Source organism: Polymorphospora sp. NPDC050346 (assembly GCF_040655695.1).
GTDB classification, from domain to species: Bacteria; Actinomycetota; Actinomycetes; order Mycobacteriales; family Micromonosporaceae; genus Polymorphospora; species Polymorphospora lycopeni.
In genome coordinates this window covers 11,951-34,423 of sequence record NZ_JBFAKM010000055.1, presented here as the reverse complement: position 1 = coordinate 34,423, position 22,473 = coordinate 11,951, and the positions used below count along the sequence as shown (strand labels likewise).

General features: G+C 73.0%; 24 protein-coding genes. 4 read left to right on the top strand and 20 right to left on the bottom strand.

Annotated features, from left to right (window positions below; all coding sequences use genetic code 11):
• Positions 1-349: 349 nt before the first annotated feature.
• The 6 genes from AB0I42_RS34295 to AB0I42_RS34270 all read right to left on the bottom strand — a co-directional run bounded on the left by AB0I42_RS34295 (position 350) and on the right by AB0I42_RS34270 (position 4,819).
• A complete protein-coding gene (locus AB0I42_RS34295; RefSeq protein WP_357543921.1) occupies positions 350-1,228 on the bottom strand; it encodes a tetrahydrofolate dehydrogenase/cyclohydrolase catalytic domain-containing protein in 879 nt (292 codons plus the stop codon).
• A gap of 308 nt (positions 1,229-1,536) precedes the next feature.
• The gene (locus AB0I42_RS34290) at positions 1,537-1,965 is read right to left on the bottom strand and encodes a DUF2267 domain-containing protein (protein ID WP_357543920.1); all 429 of its coding nucleotides are present in this window, start codon (positions 1,963-1,965) and stop codon (positions 1,537-1,539) included.
• Between the two features lie 143 nt (positions 1,966-2,108).
• A complete protein-coding gene (locus AB0I42_RS34285; protein WP_357543919.1) occupies positions 2,109-2,978 on the bottom strand; it encodes a DUF72 domain-containing protein in 870 nt (289 codons plus the stop codon).
• A 15-nt stretch (positions 2,979-2,993) separates the two neighbouring features.
• Positions 2,994-3,386: a TraR/DksA C4-type zinc finger protein gene (locus AB0I42_RS34280; protein WP_357543918.1), complete on the bottom strand. Its 393-nt coding sequence runs from the start codon at positions 3,384-3,386 to the stop codon at positions 2,994-2,996.
• 126 nt (positions 3,387-3,512) lie between these two features.
• Positions 3,513-4,142: a uridine kinase gene (locus AB0I42_RS34275; protein ID WP_357543925.1), complete on the bottom strand. Its 630-nt coding sequence runs from the start codon at positions 4,140-4,142 to the stop codon at positions 3,513-3,515.
• Between the two features lie 5 nt (positions 4,143-4,147).
• Positions 4,148-4,819, bottom strand: a complete 672-nt coding sequence (locus AB0I42_RS34270; protein WP_357543917.1) for a winged helix-turn-helix domain-containing protein — start codon at positions 4,817-4,819, stop codon at positions 4,148-4,150.
• Between the two features lie 199 nt (positions 4,820-5,018).
• On the opposite strand from AB0I42_RS34270, the gene AB0I42_RS34265 reads away from it, so the two are divergent.
• A complete protein-coding gene (locus AB0I42_RS34265; RefSeq protein ID WP_357543916.1) occupies positions 5,019-5,942 on the top strand; it encodes an AEC family transporter in 924 nt (307 codons plus the stop codon).
• A gap of 22 nt (positions 5,943-5,964) precedes the next feature.
• Here AB0I42_RS34265 and AB0I42_RS34260 read toward each other — a convergent pair whose 3' ends face one another.
• The 10 genes from AB0I42_RS34260 to AB0I42_RS34215 form a co-directional block, all read right to left on the bottom strand.
• A complete protein-coding gene (locus tag AB0I42_RS34260; protein ID WP_357543915.1) occupies positions 5,965-6,624 on the bottom strand; it encodes a winged helix-turn-helix domain-containing protein in 660 nt (219 codons plus the stop codon).
• Between the two features lie 46 nt (positions 6,625-6,670).
• Positions 6,671-7,060 carry a rhodanese-like domain-containing protein gene (locus tag AB0I42_RS34255; RefSeq protein WP_357543924.1) on the bottom strand — a complete coding sequence of 130 codons (390 nt, stop codon included), beginning with the start codon at positions 7,058-7,060 and terminating at the stop codon, positions 6,671-6,673.
• 136 nt (positions 7,061-7,196) lie between these two features.
• Positions 7,197-7,658, bottom strand: a complete 462-nt coding sequence (locus AB0I42_RS34250; protein WP_357543914.1) for a cysteine dioxygenase family protein — start codon at positions 7,656-7,658, stop codon at positions 7,197-7,199.
• Between the two features lie 151 nt (positions 7,659-7,809).
• Positions 7,810-8,946 (bottom strand): ABC transporter substrate-binding protein, encoded by a 1,137-nt coding sequence (locus AB0I42_RS34245; protein WP_357543912.1) that lies wholly within the window; start codon positions 8,944-8,946, stop codon positions 7,810-7,812.
• A 79-nt stretch (positions 8,947-9,025) separates the two neighbouring features.
• Positions 9,026-9,868: an ABC transporter permease gene (locus AB0I42_RS34240; protein ID WP_357543911.1), complete on the bottom strand. Its 843-nt coding sequence runs from the start codon at positions 9,866-9,868 to the stop codon at positions 9,026-9,028.
• Positions 9,865-10,698 (bottom strand): ABC transporter ATP-binding protein, encoded by an 834-nt coding sequence (locus AB0I42_RS34235; RefSeq protein WP_357543910.1) that lies wholly within the window; start codon positions 10,696-10,698, stop codon positions 9,865-9,867. Before AB0I42_RS34235 ends, AB0I42_RS34240 begins: the two co-directional genes overlap by 4 nt.
• Positions 10,695-11,573 (bottom strand): ABC transporter permease subunit, encoded by an 879-nt coding sequence (locus tag AB0I42_RS34230; RefSeq protein ID WP_357543909.1) that lies wholly within the window; start codon positions 11,571-11,573, stop codon positions 10,695-10,697. The genes AB0I42_RS34235 and AB0I42_RS34230 overlap by 4 nt, the downstream gene beginning before the upstream one ends.
• Positions 11,570-12,598 carry a TIGR03842 family LLM class F420-dependent oxidoreductase gene (locus AB0I42_RS34225; RefSeq protein ID WP_357543908.1) on the bottom strand — a complete coding sequence of 343 codons (1,029 nt, stop codon included), beginning with the start codon at positions 12,596-12,598 and terminating at the stop codon, positions 11,570-11,572. Before AB0I42_RS34225 ends, AB0I42_RS34230 begins: the two co-directional genes overlap by 4 nt.
• Before the next feature lie 20 nt (positions 12,599-12,618).
• Positions 12,619-14,019, bottom strand: coding sequence for a dihydropyrimidinase (hydA, locus tag AB0I42_RS34220; protein ID WP_357543907.1), 1,401 nt, complete (start codon positions 14,017-14,019; stop codon positions 12,619-12,621).
• 14 nt (positions 14,020-14,033) lie between these two features.
• Positions 14,034-14,873 (bottom strand): nitrilase-related carbon-nitrogen hydrolase, encoded by an 840-nt coding sequence (locus AB0I42_RS34215; RefSeq protein ID WP_357543906.1) that lies wholly within the window; start codon positions 14,871-14,873, stop codon positions 14,034-14,036.
• A 156-nt stretch (positions 14,874-15,029) separates the two neighbouring features.
• On the opposite strand from AB0I42_RS34215, the gene AB0I42_RS34210 reads away from it, so the two are divergent.
• Both AB0I42_RS34210 and AB0I42_RS34205 read left to right on the top strand, forming a co-directional pair.
• Complete coding sequence (locus AB0I42_RS34210; RefSeq protein ID WP_357543905.1) at positions 15,030-16,403, top strand: aminotransferase class I/II-fold pyridoxal phosphate-dependent enzyme; 1,374 nt, start codon at positions 15,030-15,032, stop codon at positions 16,401-16,403.
• Positions 16,404-16,414: 11 nt separating this feature from the next.
• Positions 16,415-17,092 (top strand): isochorismatase family cysteine hydrolase, encoded by a 678-nt coding sequence (locus AB0I42_RS34205; protein ID WP_357543904.1) that lies wholly within the window; start codon positions 16,415-16,417, stop codon positions 17,090-17,092.
• Here AB0I42_RS34205 and AB0I42_RS34200 read toward each other — a convergent pair.
• From AB0I42_RS34200 to AB0I42_RS34185, 4 genes are all read right to left on the bottom strand, one after another.
• Complete coding sequence (locus AB0I42_RS34200; protein ID WP_357543903.1) at positions 17,029-17,754, bottom strand: hypothetical protein; 726 nt, start codon at positions 17,752-17,754, stop codon at positions 17,029-17,031. The two genes, AB0I42_RS34205 and AB0I42_RS34200, sit on opposite strands and share 64 nt — an antisense overlap.
• Complete coding sequence (locus AB0I42_RS34195; protein WP_357543902.1) at positions 17,747-18,442, bottom strand: TetR/AcrR family transcriptional regulator; 696 nt, start codon at positions 18,440-18,442, stop codon at positions 17,747-17,749. The genes AB0I42_RS34200 and AB0I42_RS34195 overlap by 8 nt, the downstream gene beginning before the upstream one ends.
• A 68-nt stretch (positions 18,443-18,510) precedes the next feature.
• Complete coding sequence (locus tag AB0I42_RS34190; protein ID WP_357543901.1) at positions 18,511-20,055, bottom strand: ricin-type beta-trefoil lectin domain protein; 1,545 nt, start codon at positions 20,053-20,055, stop codon at positions 18,511-18,513.
• Positions 20,056-20,175: 120 nt separating this feature from the next.
• The gene (locus AB0I42_RS34185; protein ID WP_357543900.1) at positions 20,176-20,862 is read right to left on the bottom strand and encodes an MBL fold metallo-hydrolase; all 687 of its coding nucleotides are present in this window, start codon (positions 20,860-20,862) and stop codon (positions 20,176-20,178) included.
• 251 nt (positions 20,863-21,113) lie between these two features.
• Between AB0I42_RS34185 and AB0I42_RS34180 the strand changes: the two genes are divergently transcribed.
• A complete protein-coding gene (locus tag AB0I42_RS34180; protein ID WP_357543899.1) occupies positions 21,114-22,265 on the top strand; it encodes a cellulose binding domain-containing protein in 1,152 nt (383 codons plus the stop codon).
• Positions 22,266-22,473: the final 208 nt, after the last annotated feature.

Genomic DNA, 22,473 nt, shown 5'->3' with positions numbered 1-22,473 from the left:
GTTGAACGCCTTCGCCATCACCTTCAGCGACCGCTTCCCGGCCGCTGAAACCTACTAACCAAGATCGCCGGAAACACCGTTCGCGAAACAGTCCCGCGCCCGACGCACTCGCCCGCGTGATCGAGGAGCAAGCGTGCCCGTTTCGGGCCGTTTGTGACTCAACTACTCCTTGATCAACGCTGAGGGGGGCAGGCGGCGGGCGGCGGGGAGGGCGGACAGCGGGCGCGGTGCGCTCCGCGCACGTCCGGGAGGGCAGGCGGGACCCGGGGGCGGGCGACGGGCGCGGGGGCGAGGGCGGAGTGGGCGGAGTGGGCGGGGGCCGGACCCCGGGGTGGGTGGGGTGGCGGGATCAGGGGTGGGTTGCCTGCTCGGCCAGTTCGACGGCGTTGCGGAAGAGCATCGCGACCGTGGTCGGGCCGACGCCGCCGACCCGGGGCGTGATCGCACCGGCCACCGCCTCGCACGCCTCGTCGACGTCGGGCAGCAGGCGACGGCCCTCGTAGCGGACCCCGCCGCCGACGACGACCGCACCGGGCCGGATGTGCTCCGGGCGCAGGATGCCGGGTACGCCGACCGCGGCGATGACGATGTCGGCGCGCCGGGTGTGCCGCGCCCAGTCCGGTACCCCGCTGTGCACGACGGTGACCGCCGCGTCGGCGGTGGCCCGCTTCTGGGCCAGCAGCATCGCCAGCGGCCGGCCGAGTGTGGTGCCCCGGCCGAGCACGACGACGTCGCGGCCGGCGACCGGCACATCGTGGAAGGCGAGGAGCGCCTCGATGCCGGCGGGCGTGCACGGCACCGGGCCGGGAAGTCCGGCGGCGAGCCGGCCGAGGCTGGTCGGGTGCAGGCCGTCGACGTCCTTGGCCGGGTCGATGCGCAGCAGCGCCCGCGCGTAGTCGAGGTGGGCCGGGATCGGGTGCTGGATCAGGATCGCGTGTACGGCCGGGTCGGCGTTGAGCGAGTCGATCGCGGCGGCCAGGTCGGCCGTGGAGGCGTCGGCGGGCAGGTGCAGGTGCGGTGAGGCGAAGCCGAGGTCGGCGGCTCGTTGCTGCTTCATCCGGATGTAGCCGGCGCTGGCCGGGTCGTCGCCGACCAGGACGGTGGCCAGCGCGGGCACCGTGCCGGCGGCCCGCAGGGCGGCGACCCGGTCGGTGACCTCGGCGTAGACGGCTTCGGCGACGGGTGCGCCGGGCAGCGGACGGGCGGTGGTGGTGACCTGTTCGGACACGGGCGGGGACCTCTCGACGATGTCGGTCCCCGGTGCCCAGGCGTACGGCGCGCGGAGTGGTTCGGCGCGGCCGCTCCCCCGTGGTGATCCACTCCGGCCCCCGGTCGGGGCCGTCGCCAGTCACGGTCCGCCCGTCCACCTTAGTCCCCACCCGGGCGGCCCCGCCGGGGCGACAGGTGATCGTCTGCGGTCACCGGCACTCGACACGCCGTTCCGGCGCCGCCCGAACCGCAGACGATCACCGGAACGCGCCCGCACGCACCCCGGCCGGCGCCCCACCCGCGGGATGCCAGCGAGCCCCGCCCCGGTCAGGGGATGATGGCCGCGAGTTCGGTGGGCATGTCGCTCTTCACGTCCTGCCACTCGCCCTCGGTGACGTGCCGGTGCAGCGCCTGCAACGTGGTCTGCACCAGCAGTTCGGCGCCGCCCGGCAGGTCGCGGCGGAAGTCCTGGCGGACCCGGTCGAGGAACTCCTCGCGGCCCATCTTCATCGGCACCGCGGCCGGGTCCCAGCCCTCGTAGTACAGGCCCCGGACGATCAGCGGCAGCTGCGCGGCGAACTCCGCGCTCTCCTGCACCGGCAGGCGGTCACGCAGCACGTGCAGGACCGACCGGAGTGCGGCGTACGACTGGGCGCGGCGTTCCTTCGGCCACCCGTACGCCTCTTCGATCTCCTTCAGGATGAGGTTGAGCTTGTCCATCGAGGTGTCGATGGCGGCTTGCGGCGTCTTGCTCATCGCGGCACCACTCCTCTCTCCGGCGACGGCGACCCGGGTGCCACCGGCCGTCGCCAGCCTGCCCCGGCGCCGGGTGAGCCGGCCTCACCCGGCCCGGACGAATCCGGCCCGGACGAATCCGGCCCGGACGAACCGGGCCGGGATCAGCCGGCGAGCAGTTCGGTGAGGGTACGCGCGTTCTTCTGGGCGAAGTCGCGGTAGCAGTTGTTCATCAGCACGTGGGTCCGGTCGGCCGAGTCGGCGAGTTCGCGCAGTTTCGGCGCCCAGTCGCGCAACTCCCGGTCGGAGTAGTCGTAGCCGAACTTCTCGTGGATGTCGCGGCTGGTCCACTTGTCGCTGTGGCCGTGGAACCGGACGACGGCGAGGTCGGCGGTGGCGGAGAGCACCGGCGGCACCGACGACCGGTGGCCCTGCGGCATGTCGACGGCCACGTACGGCAGCCGGTGCCCGCGCAGGAAGTCCAGCGTCTCGTCGCGGTTGGCGCCCTTGAACCATGATTCGTGCCGGAACTCGAAGACCGCCCGGAGCGGGCGGCAGCGGTCGCGTACCTCGATCAGGTATTCCTTGTGGGCGCGGGAGATGGCGTACCAGGGTGGGAACTGGAAGAGGACGGCGCCGAGCTTGCCGGCGTCGGCCAGCGGGTCGAGCGCGGAGAGGAACCGGGTCCAGATCTCCTCGTAGGTCTGCGGGGGCAGGTCGTCGGGATAGACGTTGCGCTTGTCGGTCTGCGGCCGCAGGTCCTTGTAGATCGCCGACACCTTCGTCGGGTGGCCGGTGAGCAGGCTGAACGCCTTGATGTTGAACGTGAACGCCGCCGGCGTGCGGGCAGCCCACAACTGCGCTGTCCGCTCCGCCGGCGGCGAGTAGTACGTCGCGTCAACCTCGACGATCGGGAACCTGCCGGCGTAGTACGCCAGCCGCTTCTCGGGTGTGTCGGCCGAGGCCGGGTACCAGCCCGAGTCGAGCAGGGTGCGGTCGGTCCAGGAGGCGGTACCGACCAGGACGTCACCCACGACGGGTGACGGGGCTCAGGCGGCCCGCCGTTCGCGGGTCTGCTTGCACTGCACGCAGGTGGTCGCCGACGGGTAGATCTCCAGCCGTTCGACCGGGATGGGCTCGGTGCAGCCCTCGCACCGGCCGTACGTGCCCTCGGCCAGGCGGCTCAGGGCGTGCTCGTACTGGGCCCGGCGGTCCAGGATGGTCCGCAGCAGGGACTGTGCGGTGTCCCGCTCCGCGGTCTTGGTACCGCTGTCGGCCTGGTCGTCGCCGGCCGTGTCGCCGACCTCGACCAGTCGGAGCACCTGGCTCTGCGCGACCGCCTCCTCGTATTCGTTGGACAGCTCGTCGTGGCGAGCCTGCAGCGAGAGTCGGATCTGGTCGACGTCGACCTGGCGCGTGCCGACCGCTTCGTTGACGAGCATGCGCTGCCTGGCCTTTCAGGAGAAGTGACGGTGACCGGTCGGGTGCGTGCACCGTTGACCACCTTGAGCCGGCGGGATACCCCGGCCCGAGCTCCGCCAAACCACTCCGGCGGAAGATCCACCCGGTCAGGTGGGCTCGACCAGGGCCGGGTGGCGCGGGTCGTCCATCCGTACGACGACGTCGGCGAACGACTGCGGTGCCACCTCGTCGGCGTATCGGGCGTAGGCGGGCAGTGTCCACGCCTCGTCGGCGGCGGTGCGCCGGGCGAGGGCGGCCGCCGACAGGACCAGGTGGACGGAGAAGTCGAACGGCAGGCCGCCGCCGAGCAGGAGGGCGCCGCTGACGACGACGATCCCGCCGGGTGGCAGGGTCGCGTAGTCGGCGCGGCTGGCCCGGTCGGTCTCGGCGTTCCACAGCGACGGCAGGATCCGGCCGGTGCCGTCCGGGCCGGCGGGGTCGAGCACCTCGCGGCGCAGCCCGGCCTCGTCGAGCCAGCCCCAGTAGAACGAGTCCGGGTTGGTGCGGCCCTGCTCGTATCGCAGGGAGGCGGGGCGCAGGAAGTCGCCGGCGGCCACCCGCAGCGTCGGCCGGCCCCGGGTCCGCAGCGGGTCGACCAGCGCGTCGGCGAGCCGGTCGGGTGCGGCGGCGGGCGCGCCGTCGACGGCGACCCGCAGCCGGTGGCCGGGGTGCTCGTCGGCCAGCCGGTCGACGAGTTCGTCGACGAGCCGCGCCGGCGCGATGGGACGTACGTTCAGGATGGTCAGCCGTTGTGGTCGATGGTGATCGGGGCGTCGTCGGCGAGGCGGTAGCCGACACCGTAGACGGTCGTCACCAGCGGCACCCGCTCGCCGATCTTCACCCGCAGCCGTCGGATGTGGACGTCGACGGTCCGTTCGCCGGTCTGCGCGTATCCCCACACCGCGTCGAGCAGTTGCTGGCGGGTGAAGACCCGCCGGGGGTGCGCGACGAGGTGGTGCAGGAGGTCGAACTCCAGCTTGGTCAGCGGCAGCGGCTCGCCGTCGAGCATGACGGTCCGCGAGGCGAGCATCAGGTGCAGGCCGGGGCCGGGTGCCGGGCTGGGCGGGGCCGCGCGTACGGGCCGGCGCGGGCCGACCACGTCGACCCGCGGCTCGCCGGCGACCACGACGTTGACCGCGCCGTCGCCGCTGGCCAGCAGCTCCCGGGCGGCGTCGAGCAGCCGGCGGGCCGGCGGCGTCAGCGCCTCCTCGTTGGCGAGCGGGATCGACAGGGTCACCGTCAGCGCCGGACCGGCCGTACCGGTCGAAGCGGCTGGACCGGCGGGGCCGCCGGCCGGTGGGCTGCCGGTGCTCGCCGAACTGGCGGGCCGGCGGGAGGCCGCCGGTGGGCGGCCCGGACCTGCCGGTTGCGGCATGTGCCATCCGGCACGCGATGGTGCGGGGCTGACCGACATGGTCCTCCTTGCGGGTCCGAACGTCGGGTGCGCCGCAGGGACCTCCCCCAAGGCACGAACCGATGCTTCCGGCCACCGGAGCAGCGGTCAAGGGTCTTCGGCGTTGCGGGAATGTGACAAACAACCGACGTACGGGAATCGATTGCTCGCTCTGCGTACCGAGGACGGGAAAATAGTAGCGGGCCGGGAGGATGGTCCGATGCCTGGGGTACTAACCGGATTCGCGACCATCTGGGCGGTCACCGCCCTCGGATATCTCGTCGGGCGGCGCGACCTGCTCGGTCCGCACGGCGCCGAGGTGCTGGCCCGGCTCGCCTTCTACGTGGCGACGCCGGCCCTGCTGTTCGTCACCCTGGCCGGAGCGTCACCGGGCGACGTGTTCACGCCCGCGCTCGCCGCGTTCGTCGCCAGCACGCTCGCCGTCGCCGCGGGATATGCGCTGGTCGCCGGGCTGTGGTGGCGCCGCGACGCCGGGCAGGTGACGATCGGCACCCTGGCCGCGTCGTACGTCAACGCCGGCAACCTCGGCATCCCGATCGCCGCGTACGTCCTGGGCGACGTGTCGTTCATCGCGCCGGTGCTGCTCTTCCAGGTGCTGCTGGCCGCCCCGTTGGCGCTCGCCGTGCTCGACGTGACCACGACCGGCCGGCGCCCGTCGCCACGGCGGCTCCTGCTGCTGCCGGTCCGCAACCCGGTGATGCTCGCCTCCGCGCTCGGGCTGCTCGTGTCGGCGGTCGGGTGGCGGCCGCCCGAGGCCGTGCTGGCCCCGGTCGAGGTGGTCGGCTCGGCGGCCGTACCGCTGGCCCTGATCGCGCTGGGCGTGTCGCTGCCGGGCAGCAAGCCGTTCGCGCCGGCCGACGACACCCGCGACCGCTACCTGGCCGTCGCGCTGAAGGTGCTGGTGCAGCCGCTGGTGGCGTACGTCGTCGCCCGGTACGCCCTCGGCCTTTCCGGGCCGGCGTTGCTGGCCGCGGTCGTCACCTCCGCCCTGCCGACCGCGCAGAACGTGTTCGTGTTCGCGACCCGCTACCGGCGGTCGGCGGGCCTGGCCCGCGACACCGTGGTGCTGTCGACGCTCGCCGGCGCGGTCACGCTGGCCCTGGCGGCCGCCTGGCTGGCCTGACCGGGAGCATGGCGGGGTCGGTTCACGCCCCGTGCCGGATGTGCACCCGGGCCTCGTCGGCGAGACGGTAGCCCACCCCGTACACGGTGGTCACCAGCGGCACCCGCTCGCCGATCTTGGCGCGCAGCCGGCGGACGTGCACGTCGACGGTGCGGGCCACGGCGTGGTCGTAGCCCCACACGCTGTTGAGCAACTGGAGGCGGGTGAAGACCCGGCGCGGGTGCTCGGCGAGGAACAGCAGCAGGTCGAACTCGAGCCGGGTCAGCGGCACCTCGGCGCCGGCCCGGGTCACCACCCGCGACGAGGCGAAGACGCGCAGCACCTCCGGGTCGTCGTCGGCGGGCTCCGGTCCCGCCCCGACCGTCGGGTCGGTGTCGTCGGCGCCGTTCACCGGACGGGGCGGGAACGCGCCGGCCGGCCGGTCCTGCGGGTGCGGCGCCACGGTCACCGTGCCGCCGCCGCGCTCGACCAGGTCACGGACCATCTCCAGGAGCTGGGTGGCCTCCGGCGAGGTGCCGCCGGCGCCGAGGCTGATGTCGACGGTCACGGTCAGGGCCGCCAGGGTGTCCCGCTCCCGCTGCGGTGGCGCCTCCGGCGGCGTGGCCGGGCGGCGCCGGGACAGCGCCGGGCGGGGGTGGCCGGGCGACTGGGTTGCGCGTGGGGAGATCGCGGTGACCGTCATGGGTCCTCCTCGGTGGTGGTGACCCCTCGCGGGATGGCGCGGGAGATCAGGTGTTCACCCCTGCGGCGGTCGCCGCGGGTGCAACGGTCAGGTGCGCGTAGATGTCGGTCGGCCCGAACGCCGGCAGTCCGGCGATCCGCCAGGCGGCGAACCCGCCGGCGATGTCGGTGGCCAGGTGCAGCCCCAGGTCCTGGAGCGCGGCGGCGGCCAGGGACGAGGTGTAGCCCTCCTGGCAGAAGACCACCACCGGCAGGTCGTACCGGTCGGCGACCGGCAGCCGGGCGCCGCTGCGCGGGTCGAAGCGCCACTCCAGGACGTTGCGCTCGACGACGAGCGCACCGGGGATCGTGCCGTGGGCGGCCCGCTGGGCGGCCGGCCGGATGTCGACGAGGACCGCGCCGCCCCGGTGGGCGAGGTGGGCGGTCTCCGGGTCCATCCGGTGCAGCCGGGTCCGGGCCTGTTCGAGGATCTGGTCGATGCCGCGGGCACCGGCCGGTGGCCGGGCCGGACAGCTCAGGTCGGGGGTCTTCTGCCGGACGCTCACTTGTCTGCGCCTTTCTCGCGGGCTGTCGTCACCAGGAGACGCCGGCCATCTCCACCTCGGCCACCCGCAGCCGGCCGCCGGCGAGACGGTAGCGGGTCATGGTGCGCAGGGCCGGACCGTAGACGTGCAGGCTGACGGCCGGCTCGTCGTCGCGGTTGGCGACCCGGTGCACGTGGTGTGCGCCGAACCGGCGCCCGGCGCCGGCCGGCAGCCGGGCGGGCCGCAGCCGGCCGCCGGCGACGACCTCCTCGGTCAGGGTGCCCGACACCACGACGAAGGCGCCCGAAGAGCCGCCGTGGTCGTGCAGGTCGGTGTGCTGGCCGGGCAGCCAGGTCAGCAGCCAGACCTCGTGGTCGGCGGCGACGGCGAGCCGGTGGTACCAGCGGTCGACCGGGTCGAAGTGGGGTCGTACCGGCCAGGACGCCGGGTCGGCCGCGTGGCGCCGGGCGACCGCGTGCAGGTCGGTCGGGGCCGGGGAGGTGAGTGTCATGAACCAGTCCTCGCGGTTCTCGTGCGGTGCAACCGCGCTCCAGACTAGCCCAGAAAACCTATAGGTTTGATAGGTAATTCCAAGGGGTGGGACGCCGTGGGGGTGGCCACCGGCGGTGGCCACCCCACGGTCGAGCGCTACGCCGGGCCGGTCAGACGCCGCCCTCCGCCAGCGTCACCGTCAGCGGCTGGAAGCCGGCGCCGGTCACGTCGATCCCGTCCGCCCGGACCGCGTCCAGTGCCCGGCGTACGTAGTCGTTGGTGTACGCCAGCCCCTCGGGCTGCTTCGTCAGCACCGTCTGACCGTCCTGGTTGCGCGTGGTCAGCGACAGGTCGACGGTCGCGTTCCACGCCGCCTCGTCGATGACGCCGATGCCGTTCGGCGCCGGCCACACCAGCTTGTTCGCCTCGTTCGTCTGCCACAGTTGGTGGCTCGCGCCCAGCTTGGAGCCCTTGGCCACGACCATGTCCCGACACTGCTCGGGATTGTCCCGGCAGTACGCCCAGCCCTTGATCGTGCCGCTGAGGAACCGGACCGCGACGTCCTGGTAGGCCGCGTCGTCGAGCCGGGCGGTGTTGGCCCACAGCGCGTCCTGGAGCATCGCCGTGCCGACCACGTTCCAGTCCAGCACCGTGAACGCCGACGGCTGGTAGAGCTGCCCCGTCGCGGGGTCCTTCGCCTCCAGCAACTGCGCGTACTCGTTGTAGCTCATCGCCTGTGCGGCGTCGATGTCGCCGCGCAGCAGCGCCTGCATGTCGAACTGCTGCTGCACCAGGGTGACGTCCCGGCCCGGGTCGAGGCCGGCCTTGGTCATGCCGGCGAACAGCTCGAACTCGTTGCCGAAGCCCCAGTTGCCGACCTTCTTGCCCTTCAGGTCGGCCGGCGTACGGATGTTCTTGTCGGCGAAACTCACCTGGTAGGTGCCGGACCGCTGGAAGATCTGGCCGATGTTGGTGATGCCGGCACCCTGCTCGCGCGAGGCCAGCGCCTTGGGCACCCAGGCCACCGCGAAGTCGGCGTTGCCCTGGGCGAGGACGGTCTGCGGCACGATGTCGACGCCGCCCTCGAGGATCTCGACGTCGAGACCCTCCTCCTTGTAGAAGCCCCGGTCGACGGCGGCGATGTAGCCGGCGAACTGGGCCTGCACGAACCACTGCAACTGCAACTTGACCTTGGTCAGGCCGCCGCTCGTGGTGGGTGCCGTGGCGCCGTTGTCGGCCGTACCGCAGCCGGCGAGCACGGCGCACATCAGTAGACCGGCGACCAGCCGCCGGGTGTTGGTTCTCATCGGTCCTCCGACTGTTGGGGGTTCGACCGCCGGCCGCCGGGGGTGGCGGACCGGGCGGGCAGGTGCGGAGCGGGTCCGCTCAACCGGGCCGCCGCGCGCGCCACGGCGTCGCGAGACGTTCCAGGCCGAGTGCGACGAGATAGAAGACGAGCCCGAGTACGCACGCACCGACCACGAAGGCCCAGGCCCGCGGGTACGCGGTGAGCGCCGCCGCCGAGGTGATCCGGGAACCGAGGCCGTCCTGGAGACCGCCGAAGTATTCGGCGACCACCGCCGCGATGACCGCCAGGGAGGAAGCCTGGCGCAGTCCGGTGAAGACGAACGGCAGCGCGCCGGGCAGCCGGACCAGCCGGGTGAAGGTCCAGCCCCGCACCGCGTAGCTGTCCATCAGCTCCCGGTGCGTCGGGTCGACCAGGCGCAGCCCGCGCGACGTGTTGACGAACACGGGGAAGAACACCACGATCGCGACCACCAGCCGCCGGGGGATGCTGCTGGTGGACTCGAACATGTTGTTGAGGATCGGGGCGAGCGCGATGATCGGCAGCGCGTTGAGGGCGGCCGCCACCGGCACCGACACCTCGCCCAGGAAACGGAACCGGCCGGCCAGCATCGCGGCGAGGATGCCGACCACGGCCCCGGCGAGCAGGCCGACCAGGGCGTTGGCGCCACTGGCCAGACCGGCCTGCCAGATGACGGCGAAGTTGCCGCCGAACTCCCTTCCGATCGCCGACGGCGCCGGCAGGATGAACGGCGCCACCCGGCCGAGCACGACGGTCGCCTCCCACAGCAGCAGCCCGCCGACGCCGAAGATCAGCGGCGGCAGGACCGTACCCAGCGGGCCGCGACCGTACCGGCGGCGCCGGGACAATGCGACCGGCGCGGCCGGATCGGCGGCCACCACCGGGTCGACGGTGCTGGTCACCGCTCCCCCACCGGCGTCGCCGGACCGGCCGCGGCGGGTACGGCACCGTCCGCCGGGCCACCGCGCAGCGCCCGGCGGACCCGGGTGATACCGGCGAAGAACTCCTCGGACTGCCGGGTCGCCTCCCCACGCGGGCCGAGATCGACGTCGACCACCTCGGTGATCCGCCCCGGCCGGGCCGACATCACCACCACCCGGTCGGACAGGTAGACCGCCTCCGGGATCGAGTGCGTGACGAAGATCGTGGTGGTGCCGGTGCTGGCACAGATCCGCAACAGTTCGTCCTGCAACCGTTCCCGGGTCATCTCGTCGAGCGCGCCGAACGGCTCGTCCATCAGCAGCAGCGGCGGATGCACGGCGAGGGCCCGCGCGATCGCCACCCGCTGCTGCATGCCGCCGGACAACTGGGCCGGATAGTGGTCGGCGAAGTCGGCGAGACCGACCAGGTCGAGCATCTCCCGCGCCCGTTCCCGGCGCTCGCGGCGGCCGGTGCCACGCAGTTCCAGCGGCAGTTCCACGTTGCGTGCCACGGTCCGCCACTCGAAGAGCCCGGCCTGCTGGAAGGCGATGCCGTACTCCTGGTCGAGGCGGGCCGTCCGGGCCGGCTTGCCGGCGACGGTCACCGTCCCGGTCGTCGGCGCGACCAGGTCGGCGACCAGCCGCAGCAGGGTCGACTTGCCGCAGCCGGACGGGCCGATCAGCGAGACGAAGCCGCCCCGGCCGACGGTGAGGTCGACGCCGGTCAGGGCGGTCACCTCGTCGGGGCGGCCCGGGTTGAACACCTTGGTCACGCCGGTCAGCGCGACAGCCACCTCGCTCCGCTCGGTCACGGGTATACCTTCCGCTGTCGGGACAACAGGAACTCCAGCGCGCCGACGACGGCCGCGACCACCAGCCCGAGCAGCGCCGCGCCGATCATCGCGGTGTAGACCTTCGCCGGGTCGGCGGTCGCCTCCCGGGAGTACTCGATCACCAGCCGGCCGATGCCGCCCCGGGTACCGGTCGAGATCTCGCCGACCACGGCGCCGACGACCGCGGCGGCGCCGGCCAGCCGCAGCGCCGGGAACAGGTACGGCAGCGACGCCGGCAGCCGGAGCTTGACCAGGGTCCGCCACCAGCCGGCCGCGTAGCTGTGCATCAGTTCCTCGGCGATCGGCGCCGGCGACTGCAACCCGCGCAGCATCCCGACCGCGACCGGGAAGAACGCCAGGTACGAGGCGATCGTGGCGACCGACATCCAGGGCTGCCACGGGTACGCCCCCAGCGACAGCCCGCCGCCCCAGCCGGCGATGACCGGGGCGAGCGCGATCAGCGGCACCGTCTGCGACAGCACCACGTACGGCAGCAGGCCCCGCTCGACCACCCGCAGCCGCTGCATCAGCACCGCGAGCAGCAGCCCCACCAGTGCCCCGAGTCCGAACCCGACCGCCACCGAGCGCAGCGTGAACAGGCACGCCGACAGCACGACCAGGCCGATCGGGTCGCCGCCGGCGAGTTCCGGGTCGGCGAACCGGCCGACGATGTCGGCGACGTGCGGCATCGCCGCGTCGTCGGCCCGGGGCAGCAGCCGTACCCCGAGCACCACCGTCCCGTCCGGGTCACCGACCGCCTTGTAGCCCTCCCACAGCAGCACCCCGACGACCAGCGCCCCGACGACGCCCAGGGCCACCCGCGCCCGGCGCCGCCAGGTCTGTCCGAGACTCACGCGGCCGCCGGGGTGGGCTTCGGCGTCTCGCCGCGCAGGGCCGGGATGATGTGCTCGCCGTACGCGGCGAGGGTGTGCTCCTTGTTGTCGTGCTGGAGGTAGACCGCGAACTGGTCGACGCCCAGTTCGCGCAGCACCCGCAGCTTCTCCAGGTGCGCCTCGACCGGGCCGAGGACGCAGAACCGGTCGACGATCTCGTCCGGCACGAAGTCGGTGTGGCTGTTGCCGGCCCGGCCGTGCTCGGCGTAGTCGTAGCCCTGCCGGCCCCGGATGTAGTCGGTGAGCGCCGGCGGTACCGCGCCGCTGGCGCCGTACCGGGCGACGATGTCGGCGACGTGGTTGCCGACCATGCCACCGAACCAGCGGGTCTGGTCGCGCTGGTGGGCCAGGTCGTCGCCGACGTAGGCGGGCGCGGCCACGCAGAACTTGATCGCGGCCGGGTCGCGGCCGGCCCTCTCCGCCGCGGAACGCACCGTGGAGATCATCCAGGCGGCGAGGTCCGGGTCGGCGAGTTGCAGGATGTAGCCGTCGCCGACCTCGCCGGTCAGGGCCAGCGCCCGCGGCCCGTACGCGGCGACCCACACCTCCAGTTCGCCGCCGGCCGCCCACGGGAAGTGCACCTGCGCCCCCCGGTAGGTGGCGGCCCGCCCGTTGGCGAGGTCGCGGATGACGTTGACGCTGTCCCGCAGTTCGGCGATGGTCGTCGGCTGGTAGCCCAGCGTCCGCAGCGCCGAGTCGCCCCGGCCGATGCCGCAGACGGTGCGGTTGCCGTACATCTCGTTGAGGGTGGCGAACAGCGACGCGGTCACCGTCACGTCCCGGGTGCCGGGGTTGGTGACCATCGGCCCGACCATGACCCGGGAGGTCTCGGCCAGGATCTGCGAGTAGATGACGAACGGCTCCTGCCACAGCAGGTGCGAGTCGAACGTCCACACGTGGCTGAAGCCGGCCGCCTCGGCCTGCCGGGCCAGCCGGACGACCTCGCGGGCGGGCGGGTCGCACTGGAACACGACACCGATGTCCATGATGTTCAGCTCCCCCGGGCTCAGACGAGGTACGACGACAGGCCGCGGGGCAGGTAGCGACCGTGGCCCTTGCGGCCGTGGTAGGCGCCGCCGGCGACGACGACGGTGCCCCGGGAGATCACGGTGTCGACCTTGCCGGCGATCTCGTACCCCTCGTACGCCGAGTGGTCCATGTTCATGTGGTGCGTCTCGGCGCTGATCCGGGTCCGGCCGGCCGGGTCGTAGAGCACGATGTCGGCGTCGGAGCCGGGGGCGATGACGCCCTTGCGCGGGTAGAGGCCGAACATCCGGGCCGGGGTGGTGGAGATCGTCTCGACCCAGCGTTCCAGCGACAGCTTGCCGTCGACGACGCCCTGGTAGACCAGGTCGACCCGGTGCTCGACACCGCCGATCCCGTTGGGGATCTTGGAGAAGTCGCCGAGGCCCAGCTCCTTCTGGTCCTTGAAGCAGAACGGGCAGTGGTCGGTGGAGACGATCGCCAGGTCGTTGCTGCGCAGGCCCTTCCACAGGTCGCGGTGGTGGTGTTCCTTGCCGCTGCGCAGCGGGGTGGAGCAGACCCACTTGGCGCCCTCGAAGCCGGGCGCGCCGAGCTGGTCCTCCAGCGTCAGGTAGAGGTACTGCGGGCAGGTCTCGGCGAAGACGTTGCGGCCGGCGTCGCGGGCCGCGGCGACCTGCTCCAGGGCCTGGCTGGCCGACAGGTGCACGATGTAGAGCGGGCAGTCCTGGGCCACCTCGGCGAGCCGGATGGCCCGGTGCGTCGCCTCGGCCTCCATCGCCTCGGGTCGGGTCAGCCCGTGGTGGACCGGGTCGGTCTCGCCACGGGAGAGTGCCTGCTGGACCAGCACGTCGATCGCGATGCCGTTCTCGGCGTGCATCATGATCATCGCACCGTTGTCCCGGGCCTTCTGCATCGCCCGCAGGATCTGGCCGTCGTCGGAGTAGAACACCCCCGGGTACGCCATGAACAGCTTGAAGCTGGAGATCCCCTCGTCGGTGACGAGCTGGTCCATCGCCTTGAGCGAGTCGTCGTCGACGCCGCCGAGGATCATGTGGAAGGCGTAGTCGACGTGGCAGTTGCCCTCGGCCTTGGCGTGCCAGGCGGCGAGCCCGTCCTGCACCACCTCGCCGGTGCGCTGCACGGCGAAGTCGATGATGGTGGTGGTGCCGCCGAAGGCCGCCGCCCGGGTGCCGGTGTCGAAGGTGTCCGAGGCGTTGGTGCCGCCGAACGGCAGCTCCATGTGGGTGTGCGCGTCGATCCCGCCCGGGATGACGTACTTGCCGGTGGCGTCGACGGTCTCGACGCCGTCGGGGCCGCCGCCCGGAACGAACAGCGCGGCGATCTTCTCGCCCTCGACGAGCACGTCGGCGGGGTACGAGCCGCTCGGGCCGACGACGGTGCCGCCGGTGATCAGCAGGGACATGGTGGTCGGCTCCCTTACGGCTTGACGAGGCTGTCGTAGGCGTCCGGGCGGCGGTCGCGGTAGAACGCCCACCGGTCGCGTACCTCGTCGAGCAGGCCCATGTCGAGGTCGCGCACGATCAGTTCCGGGTTGTGGTCGTCGCCGACCTCGCCGACGAACTTGCCCTCGGGGTCGACGAAGTACGACGTGCCGTAGAAGTCGTTGTCGCCGAGTTCCTCGACGCCGGTGCGGTTGATCGCGCCGATGAAGTACTCGTTGGCGACCGCGCTGGCCGGCTGCTCCAGCTTCCACAGGTAGGCCGACAGGCCGCGGCTGGTCGCCGACGGATTGAAGACGATCTTGGCGCCGGCCAGGCCGAGGGCACGCCAGCCCTCGGGGAAATGCCGGTCGTAGCAGATGTAGACGCCGATGCGGCCGACCGCGGTGTCGAAGGTGGGGTATCCGAGGTTGCCGGGACGGAAGTAGAACTTCTCCCAGAAGCCTTTGACCTGCGGAATGTGGGTCTTCCGGTATTTACCGAGGTAGCTGCCGTCGGCGTCGACCACGGCCGCGGTGTTGTAGAGGACGCCGGGCTGTTCCTGCTCGTACATCGGCAGCACCATGACCATGCCCAACTCGGCGGCGAGGGCCTGGAACCGCTCGGTGGTCGGGCCGGGCACCGACTCGGCGTACGAGTAGAACTCCTTGTCCTGCACCTGGCAGAAGTACGGGCCGTAGAACAGTTCCTGGAAGCAGATGACCCTGGCACCCTGGGCGGCCGCCTGGCGGGCGTACTCCTCATGGGCCTTGATCATCGACTCCTTGTCACCGGTCCAGTTCGTCTGCACGATCGCGGCACGGACGATGTCCGCCATGACCAATCCCTCCTCGTCGCCGCATCGTCGCGGCGCTCGTCGGCGTGGAGCTTTTTTCGGACCTTGTGGATTTCCGGACGGATGGCGTAGGACTTTAGTGACACAAGTCCGGGTGGACAATAACCAATTCGTTACGGCGGATTGCGGAGAAGTAACATGCTGCAGCTCATCGCCGAAGCGGTCAACGACCGTACCGCCCGTGGGATCGCCGCGGCGGTGAGCCGTCTGGTGCGCGACGGCACGCTGCCCGCCGGCACCCGCCTGCCGACAGTCCGCGTCGTCGCCCGCGAGCTCGGGATCAGCCCCACCACGGTCAGCGAGGCGTGGCGCTCGCTGGCCGGTGCCGGCGCGATCCAGACCCGGGGGCGCTCCGGCACCTACGTCCTCGCCCCGATCCGGCCCCGGCACCGGATGCGGTACGCCCGGCTCACCGCCAGCCCCGCGACCCTGCCGCACGACCTGTCCACCGGGGTACCCGACCACGACCTGCTGCCCGACCTCGCCCCGGCGCTGCGCCGCATCGGCGACACCCGGCTCACCCCCAGCTACCTCGAGGAACCGGTGCTGCCCCGGCTCGAGGAGGCGCTGCGCGAACGGTGGCCGTACCCGCCGCAACGGCTCACCGTCGTCGACGGCGCGCTCGACGCGCTGGACCGGATCCTGGCCCGCACCGTCCACTTCGGCGACCGCGTCCTGGTCGAGAACCCGACCTTCCCGCCGATGCTCGACCTGCTCGAGTCGGTCGGCGCGGTGCCCGTACCGGTGCCGATGGACGACGAGGGCCTGGACCCGACCGCACTGGCCGCCGCCCTGTCGGACGAGCCGGCCGCGCTGGTCCTGCAACCACGGGCGCAGAACCCGACCGGGATCTCGATGTCGGCGGCGCGGGCCGCCGCGCTCGCCACCGTCCTGCGCCCCCACCCGGGGCTCACCGTCATCGAGGACGACCACGCCGGCGACATCGCCTCGGCACCGGCGCTGTCGCTCGGCGAGTGGCTGCCCGACCGGGTCGTACACGTCCGCAGCTTCTCCAAGTCGCACGGCCCCGACCTGCGGCTCGCCGCGATCGGCGGCCCGGCGCAGGTGGTGACCGCGGTCGCCGACCGCCGGCTGCTCGGGCCCGGCTGGTCCAGCCGGGTGCTCCAGGGCGTACTGCTCGACCTGCTCACCGACCCGGACGCGGTCCGGGCCGTCGGCGCCGCCCGCGCCGAGTACGCCCGCCGCCGCGTCCGGCTGCTCACCGCCCTGGCCGGGCACGGGGTGCGGGCGTCGGCCGCCGACGGCATCAACCTGTGGCTGCCCGTACACGACCAGCAGGTGGCGATGCTGGCGCTGGCCGGTCACGGGATCGCGGTCGCCCCCGGTACGCCGTTCGAGGTCGGGCCGCTCGGCGGCGACCACGTACGGGTCACCGCCGGCCTCGTCCGCGACGGCTTCGACGAACTGGCCGCGGTGCTCGCGGCCGCCGCCGGCGCACCCCGGCGGGCCAGCGGCCGCCGCACCCGGGCGCTGTACCGCGGCGGCCGGTAGGGTCGTCTGCCATGGCGGCCGACGGGCGGCGCAGGGTCCACGAATGGCTGATCGAGGATCGGGAGTACGCCCGGCAGGAGGAGCGGCGCGGCCGGCGGCACGCGTTCGGCCACCTCGATCCACACCGGACGGCACTCGTGGTCGTCGACATGGTGCCGTTCTTCGTGACGCAGAACGAATACTGCCGGGGCGTGGTGCCCAACATCGGCCGGATCGCCGACACCCTGCGCCGGGCCGGCGGAACGGTCCCCTGGGTGCTGCCCGGGGCGGACGGGCAGCCGGCGGTGGCCGTGGAGTTCTACGGGCCGCGGGTCGCCGAGATGTACCGCCGCTCGGGTGGCACCGGCCCGCTCCGGGACCGGCTGTGGCACGAGTTCGAGATCCACGACGGCGACCTGCTGGTCGAGAAGACCGCGGCGAGCGCCTTCTTCCCGGGCCGGTCCCCGCTGCCCGACCTGCTCGCCGCACGGGGTGTCGAAACGGTCCTGATCACCGGCACGGTCACCAACGTCTGCTGCGAATCGTCCGCGCGGGACGCCAGCACCCTGGGCTACCGGGTCATCATGGTCGCCGACGCCAACGCGGCACTACGGGACCGGGACCACAACGCCGCACTCCACACGATCTACCGCACGTTCGGCGATGTACGACCCACCGTCGACGTCGTCGCGATGATCGAGGCGTCGTGAGTCCGGTGCGGCCGTTCGGGGACGGCGTGGGCGAGCACCAGTTTCAGGGTCAGCACGGCCGGCAGCCACCAGAAGCCGTCCGGTCCCGGCACCGCCGGTGCGGCGAAGACCGTACCGGTCACCACCAGTAGGGCGGCCGGGCGGGCCAGGTGGGCGGGCAACCGGTTCACCAGTACGGTGCCGGCCAGCGCGACGGCCCACCAGAGGGTTCCCCACCACCACACACCGCCGGCGAAGAGCAGTCCGATGGCGATCGGCTGGACGTGCACGGCCGCGAAGCCGACCGGGTGGTGCAGGAAACGGCCGGTCGCCCGCAGGTGGGCCGGGGGCGGACCGTGGTAGAAGCGCTTGGCGGAGTCGAGCCCGTTGGCGACCACGCCGCCGGCCAGGTCGACGACGAGCACCGCCGCCACCAGCGACTGCCACCACGCCCAGTCCAGATCGAGGGCGGCGACGCCGACGGCGGCCAGGCCGGCCGCGGCGGCCAGCCAGGCGAACACCTGCTCGGCCCGGGTCGCGCCGGGACCGAAGAGCCAGCCGCCGGCTCCGGGCCGGCCGGCCGCCCCGCTCCGGCTCGGCGGCACGGCGGCCGGGTCGGCGGCCGCGGGCGGCGGGGACCCGGCGACCGGGCCGGCGGGCGGGGTCGCCGGGTGGTCAGTCATCGTCGGCCTCCAGCAGTGCGGCGAGGATGGCGACGGCGCCGTCGGCCGCCAGGTCGCGATCGAGCATCCGGTGCAGGAGCAGGCCGTCGAGGGCGGCGGTGAGCAGCGTCGCGGTGTCGCCCCGCCGGGCGGTCGTCCAGTGTGGACGTAGCTGACCGAGCCAGTCGGCGATCCGCCGTCGGGCGTCGACGAACGCCTCGCGCAGCACCTGGCCGACCTCGGGTTCGCGGATGGCCGCGGCGGTGATCTCGACGGCGAGCCGGGCCGCCCGGTCGTCGCCGGGCAGCCCGGCCGCGGCCCGGACCAGTTCGCCGGCGGCCCGGGGGTCGGGGCAGCCGACCAGTTCGTCGACGACGGGCCGGACGAGCAGGTCGGTGGCGCGGCGGGCGATCTCGACGCGGAGCCGGGGCATGCCGCCGAAGTGGTAGTGGACGAGCCCGACGTTGGCGCCGGCGCGGGCGGCGACGAGCCGGCTGGTCACCGCCGGCCAGCCGGACTCGGCGAGCAGGTCGAGGCCGGCCTCGACGAGGTCGGCCCGCCGCCGGTCACCGCGCCCCGGGCCGTCGGGCCCCGGGCCGTCGGGCCCCGGGCCGTCGGGCCCCGGGCCGTCGGGCCCCGGATCGTCGCCCGCCGGGTCGCCACCCCCTGGGCCGTTCCCGTCGCTTGGTCGGTCGACTAACTTGGTCACTCGACCAAGTTAGCACACGGCAAGGAGCCCCTCCCGCGCCTGACCGCGGAAGGGGCTCCGCTACCGGATCAGCCGCGCCGCCACTTCTGGTTGGCACCGCCGAGGCACTCCCACAGGACCAGCCGGGCCCCGTCGTTGGAGTTCCAGCCGCTCACGTCGACGCACTTGTTCGCCTGCGGGTTGACCAGGTCACCCGCGCCACTGAGGACGAACTGCTGGGCCGGGTTGCCGCTGCAGCGCGCCAACTGGATCACCGCGCCGTTGGCGGTGGAACCCCAGGCGACGTCCATGCACAGGCCGAAGGCGCGGACCGTGCCGTCGCCGGAGAACGTCCAGTTCTGCGCGTTGGTGCCGTTGCACGTCCACAGCTGCAGGTACTGGCCGTCGACCCCGTTGGAGTTCGGCACGTCGATGCACTTGTTCGCGTACCCGATGAGCCGGCTGGTGCTGCCGCCACCGGTGGTGACCAGGGTGAGGCCGTACGCGCCGAGGATCTCGTTGACCGGCTGGAAGTACATCGTGCCGCCGGTCGTGCAGTTGCCCGAACCGCCGGAGGTCACACCCTGCGCCTGGTTGCCGGAGACCCACGCCCCGCCGGAGTCGCCACCCTGGGCGCAGGCGTTGCTGCGGGTCATCCCGTACACCGCACCCTGGGCGTAGTTGACCGTGACGTTCTTGGCCTGGATCACACCACAGCGCCAGCCGGTCGTCCGGCCCGAACGGCACACCGAGGCGTTGATCGCCGCCTCCTGCGAGCCCGCCACGGTCACGTTGCCACCGGCGTAGTTGTTGACCCACGGCCGCGGGGTCCAGTTGGCGTTGGTCTGCACCCAGCCGTAGTCGTTGCCGGGGAACGACGAGCCGCGCACGGTGCCCTGCGCGACGTTGTTGTAGCCGGCGGTGCCGCTGCCGACACCGCCGCAGTGCCCGGCGGTCACGAACCCGCCGACCACCGAGAACCCGACCGAGCACAGCGTGTTGCCGTTGATCAGGTACTGGTCGCCGCCCCGGATGTCGTACATCGTGCGGGGCGCCTCGGTCGAGGCGACGACCCGCACCCCGCGGGCGTCGGCGCCCGTGCCGCGGACGAACGAGTCGGCGGCGCCCGTACCCTCGGCGACCACCACGACGCTGTTGCTGGCCGGGTCGACGTACCAGGCGTGGACGGCGGAACCGGCCTTGCGGGCGTTGGCGTCCAGCGTCGCCCGGGTCGAGTCGAGCTGCTTCTCGGTACGGGTCACCAGGCGCGGCTGCGCACCGGCGGCACGTACGGCGGCGGCGTCGGCGGCCGACGTCACGCCGACCACCAGGCGGCTGCCGTCACCTTCGAGCCAGGAGCCGCCGAAGGACGTACCCAGGCTGGCGCGCAGCCGGCGTTCCAGGGCCGGCGCGGCGGCCTCGGCCGCCAGCCGGGCTCTGGCCTGCTCGGCGGTGAGCTTGAGGTCGCGTTGCATGGCGGCGAGCATCGGGGCGGGCACGTCGACGGGGGCGACGACGACGGGGGCGGCGTCCGGGGCCTCGGCGGGCGCGGCGAGGGCGGGGGCGGCCGGGATCGCCACCAGAGTGGCGGCGACGGTGGCTGCGGACGCGAACGCACTCAGGGTCCGTCTCATGCGGACTCCCTTCGGGGGTACGGCGTACTGACGAGGACGTGAGAGCGCTCTCTCTAAAGAGTCTTCACTGTTTCGACACGACCTGTCAATACATGCAAACCCGCCGATAGAAGCAGGTAGTCAGCTCCCGGAGGGCTCCCAGACCGCCCCGTCGTGGGCGAAGACGACCCGCCGGGGATCGAACTCCAGCAGCCGGTCGACCCACCGCCGGTAGTCCGGCAGCGGCGCGGCCACACCGTCGCGCCCGGCCCGCCGGGCCAGCTCGTCCGACCCGAACTGCGACGCGAAGTCGTGCGCCTGCCCGGCGAGCACCACCGTGCCGTCCGGCTCCCGGACCACCAGCGACTGGTGCCCGGCGGTGTGCCCGGGTGTCGGAACCACCCGGACCCCCGGCCAGATCTCGGCCTCGCCGTCGACCTCCCGGTAGCTGACCCCGGCGAAGTCCACCAGCTCCGGGAACGTGTAGTCACCGGCGCGGGCGGTGGCCAACTCGGTCGCCTGGACCAGGATGGGCCGGCCGGCGAAGAGCGGGTTGCCGCCGCAGTGGTCGAAGTGCAGGTGGCAGTTGACCACCACCGACACGTCGTCGACGGCCACCCCGACCGCCGCCAGCGCCCCGGCCAGCGGGCGCCGCACCGGGCGGTAGTGCGCCTCGGTCTCCGGGTCGGCGGCCCCCATGCCGGTGTCGAACAGCAGCAGCCCCTCCGGCCGGCGGACCAGGTAGGCCAGCACCGGCTCCACCCTCGGCAGCGGACCGCCGACCTCGGCGGCCGGTCGGACGAAATATCCCAGGTCCAGCCTGGACACGGTTGTATGCGGGGTCACCGCCCCATCCTCGCCCGCCCCGGCCCGCGCCGCCATTCCGCCCCGCCGGCGGGCGTTGCCGTCACACCGCACCGCGGCCGGCATTGCTGTCATCGCCGCGCCGCGGCCGGCATTGCTGTCATGCCGCACCGCGGCCGGCATTGCTGTCATCGATGGGAGCTGATTGAATACGGCGGGAGCACCGGGCCGTCAGACATCACTTTCTCCATCACCCTGACAGGAGACGGTTCCCCATGCTCCGAAGGCCCACCCGCCGGACACTCCCGGCCGCGGTCGCCACCGTGCTCGGCCTGCTCGCCGCCACCGCGGTGGCCGCCCTGCCCGCCGTCGCGGGCACGCCCGACCCACGACCCGCATCCGGCCCCGCCGCCCTCGCGGCCGCCGCCCCCACCCGCGTCATGCCGCTCGGCGACTCCATCACCGGCTCGCCCGGCTGCTGGCGCGCCATGCTGTGGAACTCGCTGACCGCCGCCGGTCACACCGACATCGACTTCGTCGGCACGCTCGGCCCGCAGGGCTGCGGAGTGCCGTACGACGGCGACAACGAGGGCCACGGCGGCGCCCTGGTCACCACGGTCGCCAACCAGAACCAGCTGCCCAACTGGCTGTCGGCGACCCGCCCCGACATCGTCCTGATGCACTTCGGCACCAACGACGCCTGGAGCAACGTGCCGACGGCGACCATCATCGCGGCGTACGACAAGCTCGTCGACCAGATGCGGGCCAGCAACCCGGCGATGACGGTCCTCGTCGCGCAGCTCATCCCGATGGCGCCGCCCACCTGCGGCGAGTGCGGGCAGCGGGTGGTCGCGCTCAACGCGGCGATCCCGGCCTGGGCCGCCGCCAAGAGCAGGGCGGGATCGCCGGTCGTGGTCGTCGACCAGTGGACCGGATTCAGCACCGCCACCGACACCTACGACGGGGTGCACCCCAACGCCGCCGGCGACCGGCGGATCGCCGACCGGTGGCTGCCGGCCCTGACCGCCGCCCTCGGCGGGGTCACCCCGACCACCCCGCCACCGACCACCCCGCCACCGACGACACCACCGCCCACCACTCCACCGCCCACCACCCCGCCGCCGGTCGGCGGGTGCACCGCCACCCACCGGATCGTCAACCAGTGGCAGGGCGGCTTCCAGGGCGAGGTGACCGTACGCAACGCGGGCACGGCGTCGATCGGCGGCTGGACGGTGCGGTTCAGCTACGCCGGTGCCGAGCAGGTCACCCAGGCGTGGAACGCGACCGTCACCCAGACCGGCCGGGCGGTGACCGCCGGCAACGTCGGCTGGAACGGTTCGCTCAACCCGGGTACGTCGGTGACGTTCGGCTACCTCGGCGCCGGCACCCCCGCCGCGGCCCCGGCAGCGACCTGCACCAGCCCCTGACGCCCCCGTCCGGCGGGTGTTCTCCCGCGATCAGGGAGTAGTCGTGCCGGATCCGTCCGGTTCAGGCCACGACTACTCCTTGATCCCGGACGGCGGCCCGTGACGGGCGGGAAAACGGGACCGGCCCGGCTCCCCGAATCGGGGAGTGTCGCCGTAGAAGACGATCGTGTCGTCGCGGCCGATGCCCTTGGCCTCGCACAGCGCGGCG

Excerpts from the sequence above, each read along its gene's own strand:
- AB0I42_RS34290 (WP_357543920.1), bottom strand. The coding sequence starts at position 1,965 with ATGAGCAAGACGCCGCAAGCCGCCATCGACACCTCGATGGACAAGCTC.
- AB0I42_RS34280 (WP_357543918.1), bottom strand. The coding sequence starts at position 3,386 with ATGCTCGTCAACGAAGCGGTCGGCACGCGCCAGGTCGACGTCGACCAG.
- AB0I42_RS34270 (WP_357543917.1), bottom strand. The coding sequence starts at position 4,819 with ATGTCGGTCAGCCCCGCACCATCGCGTGCCGGATGGCACATGCCGCAA.
- AB0I42_RS34265 (WP_357543916.1), top strand. The coding sequence starts at position 5,019 with ATGCCTGGGGTACTAACCGGATTCGCGACCATCTGGGCGGTCACCGCC.
- AB0I42_RS34260 (WP_357543915.1), bottom strand. The coding sequence starts at position 6,624 with ATGACGGTCACCGCGATCTCCCCACGCGCAACCCAGTCGCCCGGCCAC.
- AB0I42_RS34255 (WP_357543924.1), bottom strand. The coding sequence starts at position 7,060 with ATGGACCCGGAGACCGCCCACCTCGCCCACCGGGGCGGCGCGGTCCTC.
- AB0I42_RS34250 (WP_357543914.1), bottom strand. The coding sequence starts at position 7,658 with ATGACACTCACCTCCCCGGCCCCGACCGACCTGCACGCGGTCGCCCGG.
- AB0I42_RS34245 (WP_357543912.1), bottom strand. The coding sequence starts at position 8,946 with ATGAGAACCAACACCCGGCGGCTGGTCGCCGGTCTACTGATGTGCGCC.
- AB0I42_RS34225 (WP_357543908.1), bottom strand. The coding sequence starts at position 12,598 with ATGGACATCGGTGTCGTGTTCCAGTGCGACCCGCCCGCCCGCGAGGTC.
- hydA (WP_357543907.1), bottom strand. The coding sequence starts at position 14,019 with ATGTCCCTGCTGATCACCGGCGGCACCGTCGTCGGCCCGAGCGGCTCG.
- AB0I42_RS34215 (WP_357543906.1), bottom strand. The coding sequence starts at position 14,873 with ATGGCGGACATCGTCCGTGCCGCGATCGTGCAGACGAACTGGACCGGT.
- AB0I42_RS34210 (WP_357543905.1), top strand. The coding sequence starts at position 15,030 with ATGCTGCAGCTCATCGCCGAAGCGGTCAACGACCGTACCGCCCGTGGG.
- AB0I42_RS34205 (WP_357543904.1), top strand. The coding sequence starts at position 16,415 with ATGGCGGCCGACGGGCGGCGCAGGGTCCACGAATGGCTGATCGAGGAT.
- AB0I42_RS34200 (WP_357543903.1), bottom strand. The coding sequence starts at position 17,754 with ATGACTGACCACCCGGCGACCCCGCCCGCCGGCCCGGTCGCCGGGTCC.
- AB0I42_RS34190 (WP_357543901.1), bottom strand. The coding sequence starts at position 20,055 with ATGAGACGGACCCTGAGTGCGTTCGCGTCCGCAGCCACCGTCGCCGCC.
- AB0I42_RS34180 (WP_357543899.1), top strand. The coding sequence starts at position 21,114 with ATGCTCCGAAGGCCCACCCGCCGGACACTCCCGGCCGCGGTCGCCACC.